The 12642-nt window shown below is 63.8% G+C and carries 14 protein-coding genes; 6 read left to right on the top strand and 8 right to left on the bottom strand.

Going from position 1 to position 12642, the window contains the following annotated elements; translation table 11 throughout:
• Nucleotides 1-2: 2 nt before the first annotated feature.
• The 3 genes from hyi (at nt 3) to WHZ77_RS22575 (ending at nt 2187) form a co-directional block, all read left to right on the top strand.
• Nucleotides 3-788, top strand: coding sequence for a hydroxypyruvate isomerase (gene hyi, locus WHZ77_RS22585; RefSeq protein ID WP_375309959.1), 786 nt, complete (start codon nt 3-5; stop codon nt 786-788).
• Between the two features lie 12 nt (nt 789-800).
• Nucleotides 801-1688: a 2-hydroxy-3-oxopropionate reductase gene (locus WHZ77_RS22580; protein WP_375309958.1), complete on the top strand. Its 888-nt coding sequence runs from the start codon at nt 801-803 to the stop codon at nt 1686-1688.
• 115 nt (nt 1689-1803) lie between these two features.
• Complete coding sequence (locus tag WHZ77_RS22575) at nt 1804-2187, top strand: DUF1236 domain-containing protein (RefSeq protein ID WP_375309957.1); 384 nt, start codon at nt 1804-1806, stop codon at nt 2185-2187.
• Between the two features lie 45 nt (nt 2188-2232).
• On the opposite strand, the gene WHZ77_RS22570 is transcribed toward WHZ77_RS22575, so the two are convergent.
• The 3 genes from WHZ77_RS22570 to WHZ77_RS22560 all read right to left on the bottom strand — a co-directional run bounded on the left by WHZ77_RS22570 (nt 2233) and on the right by WHZ77_RS22560 (nt 3859).
• Nucleotides 2233-2610: a VanZ family protein gene (locus tag WHZ77_RS22570; RefSeq protein WP_375309956.1), complete on the bottom strand. Its 378-nt coding sequence runs from the start codon at nt 2608-2610 to the stop codon at nt 2233-2235.
• Nucleotides 2611-2687: 77 nt separating this feature from the next.
• On the bottom strand, nt 2688-3284 hold the full coding sequence (locus WHZ77_RS22565) for a thiamine pyrophosphate-dependent enzyme (RefSeq protein WP_375309955.1): 597 nt from the start codon (nt 3282-3284) through the stop codon (nt 2688-2690).
• 8 nt (nt 3285-3292) lie between these two features.
• Entirely contained in the window at nt 3293-3859 is a 567-nt protein-coding gene (locus WHZ77_RS22560) for a thiamine pyrophosphate-binding protein (protein WP_168213585.1), read from the bottom strand.
• Nucleotides 3860-4103: 244 nt separating this feature from the next.
• Between WHZ77_RS22560 and WHZ77_RS22555 the strand changes: the two genes are divergently transcribed.
• Both WHZ77_RS22555 and WHZ77_RS22550 read left to right on the top strand, forming a co-directional pair.
• Nucleotides 4104-5153, top strand: coding sequence for a hydroxyacid dehydrogenase (locus tag WHZ77_RS22555; RefSeq protein ID WP_375309954.1), 1050 nt, complete (start codon nt 4104-4106; stop codon nt 5151-5153).
• Nucleotides 5154-5270: 117 nt separating this feature from the next.
• Nucleotides 5271-5720 (top strand): flagellar basal body rod protein FlgC, encoded by a 450-nt coding sequence (locus tag WHZ77_RS22550; protein ID WP_375309953.1) that lies wholly within the window; start codon nt 5271-5273, stop codon nt 5718-5720.
• A gap of 19 nt (nt 5721-5739) precedes the next feature.
• On the opposite strand, the gene WHZ77_RS22545 is transcribed toward WHZ77_RS22550, so the two are convergent.
• Complete coding sequence (locus WHZ77_RS22545; protein WP_375309952.1) at nt 5740-6681, bottom strand: ornithine cyclodeaminase family protein; 942 nt, start codon at nt 6679-6681, stop codon at nt 5740-5742.
• Nucleotides 6682-6844: 163 nt separating this feature from the next.
• Here WHZ77_RS22545 and WHZ77_RS22540 point away from each other — a divergent pair, with 163 nt between their 5' ends.
• Complete coding sequence (locus WHZ77_RS22540; RefSeq protein WP_375309951.1) at nt 6845-7057, top strand: hypothetical protein; 213 nt, start codon at nt 6845-6847, stop codon at nt 7055-7057.
• 3 nt (nt 7058-7060) lie between these two features.
• Here WHZ77_RS22540 and WHZ77_RS22535 read toward each other — a convergent pair whose 3' ends face one another.
• The 4 genes from WHZ77_RS22535 to WHZ77_RS22520 all read right to left on the bottom strand — a co-directional run bounded on the left by WHZ77_RS22535 (nt 7061) and on the right by WHZ77_RS22520 (nt 12628).
• The gene (locus tag WHZ77_RS22535) at nt 7061-7639 is read right to left on the bottom strand and encodes a GNAT family N-acetyltransferase (protein ID WP_375309950.1); all 579 of its coding nucleotides are present in this window, start codon (nt 7637-7639) and stop codon (nt 7061-7063) included.
• Nucleotides 7640-7645: 6 nt separating this feature from the next.
• The gene (locus tag WHZ77_RS22530; protein WP_375309949.1) at nt 7646-10003 is read right to left on the bottom strand and encodes an Orn/Lys/Arg decarboxylase N-terminal domain-containing protein; all 2358 of its coding nucleotides are present in this window, start codon (nt 10001-10003) and stop codon (nt 7646-7648) included.
• 64 nt (nt 10004-10067) lie between these two features.
• Nucleotides 10068-10703 (bottom strand): 2-hydroxychromene-2-carboxylate isomerase, encoded by a 636-nt coding sequence (locus WHZ77_RS22525; protein ID WP_375309948.1) that lies wholly within the window; start codon nt 10701-10703, stop codon nt 10068-10070.
• Nucleotides 10704-10714: 11 nt separating this feature from the next.
• Nucleotides 10715-12628 (bottom strand): flavin-containing monooxygenase, encoded by a 1914-nt coding sequence (locus tag WHZ77_RS22520; RefSeq protein ID WP_375309947.1) that lies wholly within the window; start codon nt 12626-12628, stop codon nt 10715-10717.
• Nucleotides 12629-12642 lie beyond the last annotated feature (14 nt).

Here is a 12642-nt window from a genome sequence, read left to right as displayed (position 1 = left end):
CCATGCCGAAATTCGCCGCCAACCTCACCATGCTCTTCAACGAAATGCCGTTCATCGACCGCTTTGCCGCGGCGAAAGCGGCGGGCTTTGCCGGGGTCGAGTATCTCTTTCCCTATGATTTCGAGAAGGCGCAGTTGCGTGAGCAGCTCAAATCCCACGGGCTGACGCAGGTCCTGCACAATCTGCCCGCGGGCAATTGGGCCAAGGGCGAGCGCGGCATTGCGATCCTGCCTGATCGCACCGCCGAATTCCGCGATGGCGTGTTCCGGGCCATCGATTACGCCAGGTCGCTCGATTGCGAGCAGCTCAACTGCCTCGTCGGCATCGCGCCTGTCGATGCCGATCCGCGCGAGCTGCAGGAGACGCTGGTTGGTAATTTGCGTTTCGCGGCCTCGACGCTGGCGCGCGAAAACATCAGGCTGCTGGTCGAGCCGATCAACACGCTCGACATTCCCGGCTTCCACCTGAGCGGCACCGAGCAGGCAGCGCAGCTGATCTCCGAGGTGCGGTCGAACAATCTGTTCATCCAGTACGACATCTATCACATGCAGATCATGGAGGGCGATCTCGCCCGCACCATGCAGGAATATCTGCACCGGATTGCCCACATCCAGCTTGCCGACAATCCCGGGCGTAACGAGCCCGGCACCGGCGAGATCAACTATCCTTTCCTGTTCCGCCATCTCGACGCGATCGGCTATCGCGGCTGGGTCGGCTGCGAATACAAGCCGCGCACCACGACGCTGGAAGGCCTGTCCTGGCACGCGGCGCAGACATTCGAGACCTGAGGACATCTGAGTATGATCGACATCGGATTCATCGGACTTGGCACCATGGGACGGCCGATGGCCGGCCATCTCCTGGCCGCGGGCCATCGCGTTCTCCTGCATGACGTCATGCCTGTTGCCCCCGAGCTGATCGCAGCCGGCGGCGTCCCCTGCAAGTCGGCCAGGGAAGTCGCGGAGGAAGCGGATGCCGTCATCATCATGGTGCCGGATACGCCGGATGTGGAGGCGGTGCTGTTCGGCAAGGACGGGGTCGCGAGCGGCATCTCCAAAGGCAAGATCGTCGTCGACATGAGCTCGATCTCGCCGCTGGCGACCAAAGAGTTCGCCAGGAAGATCGAGGCGCTCGGCGCCGACTATCTCGACGCGCCGGTGTCGGGCGGAGAGGTCGGCGCCAAGGCTGCAAGCCTCACCATCATGGTCGGCGGGCCGGAGCGGGCTTTCGACACCATGAAGCCGATCTTCGACAGAATGGGCAAGAACGTCACCCGCGTCGGTGCCAATGGCGACGGCCAGACCACGAAGGTCGCCAACCAGATCATCGTCGCGCTGACGATCGAGGCGGTCGGCGAAGCGCTGTTGTTTGCATCCAAAGCCGGGGCCGACCCAGCGCTGGTGCGCAAGGCGCTGATGGGAGGGTTTGCGTCCTCTCGCATCCTCGAGGTGCATGGCGAGCGCATGGTGAAGCGCAATTTCGATCCCGGCTTCCGCATCGAGCTGCACCAGAAGGATCTCAACCTCGCGCTCGAAGGCGCTCGCGCGCTCGGCTTGTCGTTGCCGAGCACGGCGGTGGCGCAGCAATTGTTCTCGTCCTGCACAGCCCATGGCGGCAAGGGCTGGGATCACTCCGCGATGGTACGGGCGCTGGAACTGATGGCGGGTCACGAGGTCGCCGTGGCCTGAACTGTTACGCGGTAACACTCTTTCGAATGTCGCGCATCTTTCGGCCTGGGGGAACTGGAACAATGGTCCGGCCCCGTGGTTGAAGGCGCATCAACAAACACTGGAGAGTGTGGACATGAAGACCCGTCTTGCAATTTCGCTGGCTGCCGTGTCCCTGCTGGCGTCGAGCGCAGCCTTTGCCCAGTCGACGACCGAACAGGGCGCCAGGAACGGCGCACGCGCGGGTGGCGACATCGGCGGTCCGGTCGGGGCGGTGGTCGGCGGCACCGTGGGTGCGGCCGTCGGCGCTGGCCTGGAAATCCCGAACGCGATCCTGGGCGGTATCCCGCGCTCCGACTCTGTCGTGGTCGAGGAGCGCGTTGTGGTCGGTGAGCCGTTGCCCCCGACTGTGGTGCTGCGTCCCGTGCCGAACTACACCGAGTATCGATATGCGGTCGTGAACGATCGCCGTGTGATCGTCGAACCGCGCACGCGCAGGGTCGTCAAGATCATCGACTGACCGGCCAGAGCACAGGCGTTTGAAGAAAACGGGCCCTGCGGAGCGTTACTCCGCGGGGCCTTCGCTTGTGACCGCAGGACTGGCACGAAGGCGCGCCACGGCCCAATCAGCGGCGGCCGCGAGCACAAAGCCCGCGCAGGCCGTGGCTGCATCGACGAGAAAATCTTCCAGGCGCGCGTGGCGTCCGGGCGCCCAGTATTGCATCAGTTCGAGCACGCCAATCAGGACCACCGCGACGGCGGCGACGACCCAGCGGCGATTCCGGTAGGCGAGGCCGAAGGCCAACCCTACCAGGACGAAGGCGAGTGCATGCTCGCCATCCTGGCCGAGGTCGGAATGGGGCCGCAGGCCGGGCGGGCCGAGGGTTGCGAAAGTGACGGCGGCGGCAAGCAGCCAGGCAAAACAGCGAACTAAAATCGTCATCCAGTGCGAATAGCACGGATTTGCAACAGCCCGCTACGCGGCCGGGATCAGATCGTCGTGTAGTTAATGACGAAACGTTAAAGTGGCTCACGCACACCGAGTCCGTGCATGAAGCGTTCCCGGATTTGCACGGGATCGCGCCGGGTGGCGCCGACGCCCGGCTTGTCGTCGATCCGGACCGCGATCAGGCTCGGCTCGGAAGTTGACATCGCCGTGTCGACCAGTCGCTCGAAATCCTCCTCGTCCGCGGCCCAGGCGCTGTTGGCCAGCCCCGAAGCAGTGGCGATGCCGACGATGTCGGCCACATTTGCCGCCGGCGTTGGCTGTGCGCCGGTGATCTGGTAGATGCCGTTGTCCATCACGATCATGATGAGGTTCTTCGGCTTCAGCGTCGCGATCGTCGAGAGGGCGCCGAGCTGCATCAGCAGCGAGCCGTCGCCCTCGAGTGCGAAGACGCGGCGGTCGGGCTGCGCGATTGCGACACCCAGTGCGATCGGGAAGGCGAGGCCCATGCTGCCGAGCATGTAGAAATTCTGCGGACGGTGGCCCGCGGCCCAAAGGTCGAAATTGGTGTTGCCGATGCCGCCGATCACGGCTTCCTCGAGCCTGAGCTTTGCGATCAGGCGCGAGGTCACGTCGAACCGGTTCATCACCTTGGTATTGCGCGTGCTCATGGCCGACCTCACTTGTCGAAAGTCTTGCCGCCGGTGAGCAGCGGGTTGAGGATCAGCGCCACCGGCGCCTGTGTCGTGACGGCCTGCTTGATCGAGCGGTCGGCGATGAATTCGAGCTCGTCGAGCCGGGTGATGGTGTGATGCTCCAACGCCAGCGAGTCCAGCACCGGGCGCATGGTGCGGCAGACCAGCGACTGGCCGTAGTTGAACTCGCCGAGCGTGCCGCGCTCGGACACGAACATGATCAGCGGGATCTGGTAGGGCACTGCCAGCGAGGCCAGCACGTTGGCAAGCGTTGCAAAGCCTGACGTCTGCATCAGCACGGCGCCGCGCCGTCCGCCCATCCAGGCGCCCGAGACGATGCCGACGGCCTCTTCCTCGCGGGCGGTGGCAAAGGTCGTGAAGAAGGGGTCGGCGTGCAGGTTCTGGATCAGCGGCGTCAGCACGCGGTCGGGCACGTAAGGGATGAGGCTGATCTCGTTTCGCTTCAGGGTTTGCAGGACGATGCCATGCCAGCTCTTGTCGCTGGACCCCTGCGTCACCTGGGGCGAGGTCTGCTGCTCCGCAATCGCCATTGCGCTCTCCCTTGAGCCGCGCATGCTTCTTGGTTCTGGCCGTCGCGGCGATCTCCCGAACTTGACGCAGGCAGCGGGATTGTCAACATGTCCGGGCCGGTACCGTGATCTGCGCCAGACGGCCTGCCGTGGCCGGCCCCGCCATGTCATAAGCGGCGACAACGAGAAAATGGGAGGGACGCATGGACGGGGCGCGCATCGCGCTGACCTTGCGGGTCTCCTCGAGAGAGCCGGAAGGGTCCTGATGTCCGTCAACAGCAAGCGCGTCTTCTACGTCAAATACCTGGCCAATCCGATCTATATCGACATCCTGAAGGCGCGGCCCGACGTCCGGCTCGATCGCATCGAGAACGAGAGTTCCGAGGATTTCTACGCGCCGATCATCAGCGCCGCCCATGTCTACCAGATCGGCGCCGCCCGCGACGAGCTCGCGCCGCATTTCCATGTCGATGCCGGCTTCCTGAAGCGAACGCCGAATCTGCTGCTCGTGTCGAGCAACGGCGCCGGCTTTGATCCTGTTGACGTCGAGGCCTGCACCGATGCGGGCGTGCTGGTCGTCAACCAGTCCGGCGGCAACGCCCATTCGGTTGCCGAACACGCGCTGGCGATGATGCTGACACTGTCCAAGCGCATCATCCAGTCCGACCGCAAGCTCCGCAGGGAGTCCAACGTCAATCGCAACGAGCTCGTCGGCAACGAGGTCGAGCACAAGACCGTCGGCATCATCGGTCTCGGCAATGTCGGCCGCCGGATCGCGGCACTCTGCAAGGGCCTGTTCGGCATGAAGGTGCTGGCCTACGATCCGTACCTCACGGCCGAGGTGATGGCCGAGCGGGGCGGCGAGAAGGTCGAGCTCGACGAGCTCTTGCGCCGCGCCGATTTCGTTTCGATCTCCTGTCCACTCGACAAAAGGAGCCGCAACATGATCAGCACGCGCGAGTTCGCGCTGATGCAGTCGCATGCCTATTTTATTACCACCGCGCGCGGCTTTATCCACGACGAGGACGCGTTGCTCCGGGCATTGCGCGACAAGCGCATTGCCGGTGCCGGCCTCGACGTCTGGTCCAAGGAGCCGCCGCCGCCGGAGCATCCGTTGCTCCAGTTCGACAACGTGCTGGCCAGCCCGCACACCGCCGGTGTCACCATCGAGGCGCGCCAGAACATGGGCCGCATCGCCGCCGAACAGGTGCTGGACACGCTCGACGGCGAGCGCCCGCCGCGCATCATCAATCCCGAGGTCTGGCCTCGCTATGCCGAGCGCTTCAAGCAGGCCTTCGGCGTGACGCCGGGGTAGCGGCGCGCGAAGTCCGATTGCGCTCCGGTCGTTGGTTACGACGATGGAAGCGGAAAGCGGAGGATTTTACTGATGGCGTGAGGGAACGCGTATGACTTGTCCTGTAGATCAGGGGTCATGAGCATATTTTCGATTGCGACCTCCGGACTTTCTGCAGCGAGCCTGCGCGTGAACGTCGCCGCGAGCAACATCGCCAACGTCAACACGACCGGCCCGCTGCCCGCTTCAGGCGGATCGAGCTCGTCGGCCGGTGCGGGCAGTCCGGGCATCGCGCCAACGTTTCCTGCGGCCTACGTGCCGCTGCGAGTCGATCAGGTCTCCCAATCGAGCGGCTCGACGCCGGACGGTACGGTCGCGACCGTGTCGACGGTGTCGCCGAGCTACACCGCGCAATCCGACCCGAGCGCCCCCTTTGCAAATCAGGACGGCATGGTGGCCGCGCCGAACGTCGATCTCGCCAATGAATTCGCTCAGCTGGCGACCGCGAAGTACAGCTTCATTGCCAATGCGAAGGTCATTCAGGCTTACGCCGAAACGACGGATTCGCTCCTCGACATCACGACGTGACGACGCCGGGGTAGGTCGTCTACCCCAGCTTTGCGCCGAGCTGTTTGAACACGGCCTCGCAAGTCATGAGGTCGAGATGGCCGCCGCCTGCGTTCTTGAAGAACGTGATGTCGGACGGTGACGTGCGTCCCTGCACGCGGCCGCTGGCGAGATCGTAGAGATCGCCGAGAACATCCTTTTCGCTGATCGCGCCGCTTGCGATCGGCTGCAGGATGTCGCCGACGCCATGGAATGCGGATTCTCGCCGGTCCACGAAGACACGCGACATCCTTGCCGCCTCGTCATCGGCCTCGCGGGTTTGCGGTGTATAGCCGCCGACGAGGTCCAGATGCGTGCCCGGCCGCAAATTGCGGCCTTTGATCAGTGGTTGATGCGCGCGGGTGCAGGTGGTGATGACGTTGGCTTCGCGCGTCGCGGCATCGAGGTCCGTGATCGTCTCCGTCTTCACGCCCTCCGCGGTCAGTCGCTTGGCGAGATCATCGGCGCGTTCCACGCTCCTGTTCCAGATCAGCACGCGTTGCAGCGACGGCCGGACCGTTCGATGTCCCCGGATCAGCCATTCCGACATCTCACCGGCACCCACGCAAAGCAGCGTTTCGGGATTGGACGGTGCGAGCAGTTTCGTGCCCAGCGCGGAGTCGGCGGCGGTGCGCCAATGCGTGATCTCGGTGCCGTCCATCGCCGCCAGCGGCCGCCCGTTGGTGCCGTCGAACAGCACGCAGACGGCCTGCACCGCCGGCATCTTTCCTTCCGCCAGATTGGCCGGAAAGCTGGTGAACATCTTGCTCGCCATGTACCGGCCGGGATCGACGGCGCTGCGGATGACGTATTGCCCTTTCTCGTCGCCGAGGAAGGCGTCCAGAACCTCCATCTTCGACCGGCGGTGCGCTTCTTCCAGGGCCGCAATGAGGACGGGAAACGTCAGGGCATTCGTGACTTCGGTATCGGCGACAAAGTGCAAGACAAAATCCTCATCGGTGGCCGGCAATTGCCGTTAAACCCGCGCGGAAAGTTCCGCAATGAATCTTGCGCGAGAGATCATCAACCTTGATCCGCGTCAAAATCTCCTTCCCATGTTCAGGCCAAATGGGATTTAATCGGCTGCCGGGGCAGCAGGAGGTCCCATGTCTATCTATGTCGTCAGGTTCATGAAGGACGTGCTCGGGGAGTACGGCCGGCAGAGCGAGATTTGCCAGGGTACGCTGGAGATCGACGCCGCCGACGAGAACGAGGCCACGGAGCGGGCAAAGGCAAAGTTCTGCCAGGACCAGGCGTTGCATGACTGGTCGCTGCATGCCGACCGCATCCATGTAAAGCCGGCAGACTTTCCGTCCTGAGACTTATCTTCCGGGCACTGTTCCCGGAGGCGGAGCGGTCGCGCCGGTTCCGAGCGATCGCTGCACCATGACGGTGTCGGACCAGCGGCCGTGGCGATAGGCGACGCCGCAAAGCAGGCCGGCGCGTGCGAAGCCGAATTTCTCGTGCAGCGCCAGCGAGGGGGCGTTGTCGGCATCGATATAGCCGATCATCTGGCGGAAGCCGGCCGCCGCACAGGCATCGATCAATTCCTGAAGCAGCAAACGTCCGACACCGCGGCCGAGATGGGCGTGGTGGACGTAGATCGAGTGCTTGGCCGTGTAGCGATAGGCCGGACGCTTGCGGAACAGCACCGCATAGGCATAGCCGACGATCTCGCCGCGAAAGGTCGCGACCAGATGCGGCAGCCGGGTCTGCTTCAGATTCTTGCGCCGGTCGCGTAGATCATCCGGCTCCGGCGCGCCTGTTCCCTCGACGTCGCGGGGCACCCCATTGCGGACGTGGTGGCGATAGATCGCCAGCATCGCCTCGATATCGCTCTCGCGTGATGGCCGGACCAGCACCGGCTCGTCGTCTGGACGCGCAATCGCTGTTTCGGTCATCGACACCTACTCGACGGCGACGTAAGTGTAGAGCCCAATGCGGCCATGGGCATCGACCTCCTTGTAGACGCCCTGGATTTCCACATCGAAGCCCGGAAATGTATTGAAGCAGCTTTCGAACATCTTGAGATAATCGACCATGGGCTTGGCCCGTTCCGTCAGCCGCTCGCCGGGAACGATCGTCGCGATGCCTGGCGGATAGACAACGAAGGGCGTGGTCGCGATGCGGCCCGCGATTGCCTCGATCGGCAGATAGTCGACATCGTTGCGGATCAGGCGGCGCGCTGCATCGCGCGGCGAGATCGCAATCTCCGGCATGTGCTCCGGCATGAACTGGCGGGCCTGGAGCGCGCTGACATTGGCATCCCGGAAGAAGCGGTGCATCTCGCCGCAGAGATCACGCAGCCGGACGCCGGCATAGCGCGTCTGTCGCCGCTGATAGAACTCCGGGATCGCGTCGGCCAGCAGCGCATTGTCGTCATGCAGCCTCTTGAACGCGACGAGGCCGGAGATCAGCGTGCCGGCCTTGCTCGCCTCGACGCCGGGCGTCAGCAGGAAGAGCAGGGAGTTGAGGTCGTTCTTTTCGGGGACGATGCGGTTCTCGCGCAGATATTGCGCGACGATCGGTGCCGGGATGCCGTGCTCGGCATAGGCGCCGGTGGCGCGGTCGAAGCCGGGTGTCAGCAGTGTCAGCTTGTTTGGATCGGTCATGGCAAAGCCTTCCGCGAGATCGGGAAAGCCGTGCCAGCTGGTATCGGGAGAGAGCTGCCAGTGGGCGGGATTGGTTGCGAGCTCGTCGGTCGAGAGCGTTTCCCAGGCGACGTTGTGCGCGGCGCCGGGGCGGCTGACGTCGGGAATGGCGACGCGATCGGGGACGAAGGGTTCGAAGAACCAGCGGCGATCCGGATTCTGCTCCTTCTCCTCGAACTCCCGGCGCATCGCACGGATCTTCTTGCGAAACTCGATGCCGAGCCGGATCGTGTCGTCCCAGAGAACTTCGCCGGAGCGGCCCTTCATCATCTGCGCGCCGACGTCGAGCGAGGCGAACAATGGATAGAATGGCGACGTGGAGGCGTGCTGCATGAAACTTTCATTGAAGCGACGGTGCTCGACGCGGCGCTTCTGGCCGCGGATATGGCGGTCCTTGATGTGGATTTGCGAGGCCTGCGAAAAGCTCGCGAGCTGCTTGTGGGTCGACTGCGTCGCGATGATGCCCGGGGCGTCGGGAGGCAAGTTCGCCAGCCCCATCGCAAAGCGGCCGGCATAGAGCGGGTGGAACTTCATGAAGCCGGCCCAGGCCTCGTCGAACAGGATGTATTCGCAGAGATGGCCGATACGCTTCAAAATCATCTCGGCGCTGTGGATCGATCCGTCATAGGTGCATTGCTCGACGACGGCGACGCGGAACGGCCGCTCCTTGCGCCAGGCGTCCTTGTCCTCGACCAGCGGGTGGTTGCGGATGGCGTCGCGCAGCGCCTGTTCGTCGAGGGCGTCCCAACGCATCGGCCCGATCAGGCCCCAGGCGTTACGGATGGTCGGCACGTAGATCGGGATGCCGCCATTGATCATTAATGCGCCGTGATGGGCGGCCTTGTGGTTGTTGCGGTCGAACAGCACGAGGTCGCCGTCGGTGACAAGCGCGCCGAGCGCGATCTTGTTGGAGGTCGAGGTGCCGTTGAGCACGAAATAGGTCTTTTCCGCGCCGAAGATCGCTGCTGCTTCCTTCTGCGCCTTCAGCGCCGGGCCCTCATGGGTGAGGAGGTCGCCAAGGTCGAGCACGGAATTGTCGAGATCGTCCCGGAACACGGACTCGCCGAGATGTTCGACGAAGACCCGGCCGATCGGACTGCGGTTGTAGAACACGCCGCCGTTGTGACCGGGGCAGGTCCAGAGCTGGTTGCCTTCCTCGGCATAGTCGACCAGCGCGCCGAAGAACGGTGTCTTCAGCGTCTCGGCATATTGCTTGAGCCGGCTGATCAGATTCTTGGCGATGAAGGTCGGCGTCTCCTCGGACAGGAAGACATACCCGTCGATGAAGTCGAGCACCTCGACCGGCAAATCCTCGAACCGCTTGCGCCGGATCAGGAGGATGATCGGGAAGTCGAGGCCTCGGCGGCGCATCAAATTGATCAGCGCCGAGGTCTTGCCCTCCAGCCCCTTTTTACCCCAGTCCACCACCATGCAGCCGATCGCGGCATCGGTCTGCACCGCCATCTCGGCGTCTTCCAGCTTGCGAGCCCGGACCACCTCGAAGCCGGAGCGCTGGATCTCCTCAATGATCTGGTTGAAGCGGTTGCCTTCGAGGTCGTCGGCGTCGAAAACAGGTGCGGCGAACAGGAAGTTGAAGCGCTTGAAATAATCCATGTGCGGTCCCGAATATGCCCCGCCACACGTCTCGGTGTATTTGATGACGGTTCTATGACAGCGGTCACGTCGGCTTGCGATACCGGCTGCCGAGCGCGGCTTCGATCGTCTCGGGCTTCTCGATGCGCTCGATCAGCAGATCGATGCGGTCGCCGCCCCAGAACAGCTCGCCGTTGAACACCATGGTGGGCACGCCGAACACGCCGAGCGTCTCGGCCTCGTCGATGATGCTGTCGTGCTCGGCGCGGGCGGGGCCGTGGACATAAGCCTCGAAGTCGCTGGCTGAGCCGCCGCAGGCGGTGATGACGCCGGTGATGTCGGCGAGATCGTCGATCTCCAGCTCATGGCTCCAGAACTTGCGGAACACCGCGTCGTGGTAGGGGCGGAAGAAGCCGTGGCGTTGCGCGAACAGCATGCCGACGCTGGCATGGAAGGCATCGTAGATGCGCCGCGGTCCCTTCATGACGAGCCCCTGCGCGTTGGCATAGCGGCGCGCGTCCATATAGGCGTACCGCACCTTGCGCCAGAAATGCGGCGTGCGGTCCTCTACCGTCCCCATGAATTCGGCGACGCGCAGCGTGTAGGGCAGCCATTCGAGCTCGACACCGTGCGCTTCCTCGAGCGAGAACAACCGCTTGTTGGCGACGAACGCGTAGGGGCTCTTGTAGTCGGTGTAGATGCGCACAAGTGGCTTGGACATTGCGAGCCTCCCTAAGCTTCTGCCTTCGTCAGCCTGTATTGCCCCAAATCGGGGTCATGCGTCATGCGCCAGTAATCCACGAATCGCCACGGCATCGCGGAGAACACGCGGCCACTGGAATTGCGGTAGTAGGTGCTCATGCCTGGATGGGTCCAGATCATGGTTTCGTGCTCGGCATCGACCTTGCGGACGTAGTCGTCGAGCACGTCCTGGCGCACGTCGACGGCGGCGACGTCCTGCTCGACCATGTCGGCGAGGCAGGCGGAGATGTAGCGGCTCTGGCACTCCGACTGGAAAATGACGCTGCCGCCGTGTGCTGGGCCCGAGTTCGGTCCGAGCATGCAGAAGAAGTTCGGAAAGCCCGGCACGGTGAGGCCGAGGAACGCGGTCGGGTTGTCGTTGGCCCAGGCCTGCCGCAAATCCTTGCCGTCGCGGCCGCTGATGTTGAGGCGCGCCGCCATCTCCGTGACTTTGAAGCCGGTTGCGACCACGATGATGTCGGCGGGACGGCGCTCGCCGTCGGCGGTGACGATGCCGCCCTCGTCGAAATGATCGATCGTGTCGGTGACGAGCTCGACATTGTCCCGAGTCAGCGTCTTGAACCAGTTGTTGTCGAGCAGGATGCGCTTGCCGTAGGGCGGATAGGTCGGCACGCACTTTGCGATCAGGTCGGGCCGATCCTTCAGCTCGGCGAGGATGAAGTCGGTCAGTTCCTGGCGGTGCCGGTCATTGCCCTTGTTGACGGCGCGCTCGGGATGCGGCCAGGCCGGGTCCTTGCGAAGGAAGGGCAGCAGGCCGTCGCCGTAGCGCCAGAACATGTTGAAGCGATACCACTGCACGTAGAACGGCAGATGCGCCAGCAGCCAGCGTGCGCCTTCGCTGATCGGGTCGGCGTAGCCCTTCACCGGCCGCGCCCATTGTGCGCTCCTCTGATAGACCGTAACCGAGGCGACGCGGCCGGCGATCGCCGGCACGAGTTGCATCGATGTCGCGCCGGTACCGATCACGGCGACATGCTTGCCGTCGAGCTTGATGTCATCCGACCACAGCGCTGAGTGCAGGATCGCTCCCTTGAAATTTTCCTCGCCCTTGAAGTGCGCGCGCGAGGGATCGTTGAGCTGGCCGATGGCAGAGACCAGCGCGGTGGACTCGAACGTCTCTTCGCCGTTCGCGGTCTTGAGTGTCGAGATCCAGCGTCGTTTCTCCTCATTCCAGCGCGATGATGTCAGCTCGGTGTTGACACGCAGATGCTTGCGGATGCCGTATTCCTCGGCGACCTTCTGAAGATAGCCGAGCAACTCCTCGCGTTGACAGAAGTAACGCGTCCATTCGTTGTGCGAGCCGAAGTAGGAGTAGGAGTGGTTCGGCGTGTCGACGCCGCAGCCGGGATAGCGGTTGATCCACCAGGTGCCGCCGAGCTCGTCGTTCTTTTCGACGATGGTGTAGGGGATTCCGAGATGGCCGAGTGCTACGCCGAGCGCGATGGCGCAGACGCCGGCGCCGACGATGAGGACATGCTGTTCCGCGAGCTTTTCGTCGGAGGGGCGCTTGGTCCAGCGCGGCTCGCGCGGCACGAATCCCATCTCCTCGCGCATCAAGGGCGCGTATTCCGGCGCGACGTTCTCGCCGAGGCAGGTGCGCATCATCTTTAACAACAACTCTTCGCCGGGATCGGCGATGACGGGCTTGGGCGTGCCGTCGGCAAAGAGCTTGACCACGGCGGCGCGGATCTCGTCCTGGACCTCTTTCGGCACCCCGGCCTCGGGATCGGGAATGAGGCGGATGTCGCGCTTAGGCAGATAGGGCGGCTCTAGCCAGCGCTTATCGCCGGTCATGTGCGCCAGCACCATCAGGAGGCAGCGGATATCGCCCTCGGCGATCGCCGAGGCGAGGTCGAGCGGCTGGCGTGGAGATTCGATGTTCATGGCGATTTCTGATC

The organism is Bradyrhizobium sp. A5 (genome assembly GCF_042076515.1).
GTDB classification, from domain to species: domain Bacteria; phylum Pseudomonadota; class Alphaproteobacteria; order Rhizobiales; family Xanthobacteraceae; genus Bradyrhizobium; species Bradyrhizobium cosmicum.
Note: the sequence above shows the minus strand (reverse complement) of the source record. Positions and strands in the feature narration are given on the sequence as shown.

Excerpts from the sequence above, each read along its gene's own strand:
- WHZ77_RS22530 (WP_375309949.1), bottom strand. The coding sequence starts at position 10,003 with ATGGATTATTTCAAGCGCTTCAACTTCCTGTTCGCCGCACCTGTTTTC.
- WHZ77_RS22525 (WP_375309948.1), bottom strand. The coding sequence starts at position 10,703 with ATGTCCAAGCCACTTGTGCGCATCTACACCGACTACAAGAGCCCCTAC.
- WHZ77_RS22540 (WP_375309951.1), top strand. The coding sequence starts at position 6,845 with ATGTCTATCTATGTCGTCAGGTTCATGAAGGACGTGCTCGGGGAGTAC.
- WHZ77_RS22550 (WP_375309953.1), top strand. The coding sequence starts at position 5,271 with ATGAGCATATTTTCGATTGCGACCTCCGGACTTTCTGCAGCGAGCCTG.
- WHZ77_RS22520 (WP_375309947.1), bottom strand. The coding sequence starts at position 12,628 with ATGAACATCGAATCTCCACGCCAGCCGCTCGACCTCGCCTCGGCGATC.
- WHZ77_RS22560 (WP_168213585.1), bottom strand. The coding sequence starts at position 3,859 with ATGGCGATTGCGGAGCAGCAGACCTCGCCCCAGGTGACGCAGGGGTCC.
- WHZ77_RS22555 (WP_375309954.1), top strand. The coding sequence starts at position 4,104 with ATGTCCGTCAACAGCAAGCGCGTCTTCTACGTCAAATACCTGGCCAAT.
- WHZ77_RS22570 (WP_375309956.1), bottom strand. The coding sequence starts at position 2,610 with ATGACGATTTTAGTTCGCTGTTTTGCCTGGCTGCTTGCCGCCGCCGTC.
- WHZ77_RS22575 (WP_375309957.1), top strand. The coding sequence starts at position 1,804 with ATGAAGACCCGTCTTGCAATTTCGCTGGCTGCCGTGTCCCTGCTGGCG.
- WHZ77_RS22580 (WP_375309958.1), top strand. The coding sequence starts at position 801 with ATGATCGACATCGGATTCATCGGACTTGGCACCATGGGACGGCCGATG.
- WHZ77_RS22535 (WP_375309950.1), bottom strand. The coding sequence starts at position 7,639 with ATGACCGAAACAGCGATTGCGCGTCCAGACGACGAGCCGGTGCTGGTC.
- hyi (WP_375309959.1), top strand. The coding sequence starts at position 3 with ATGCCGAAATTCGCCGCCAACCTCACCATGCTCTTCAACGAAATGCCG.
- WHZ77_RS22565 (WP_375309955.1), bottom strand. The coding sequence starts at position 3,284 with ATGAGCACGCGCAATACCAAGGTGATGAACCGGTTCGACGTGACCTCG.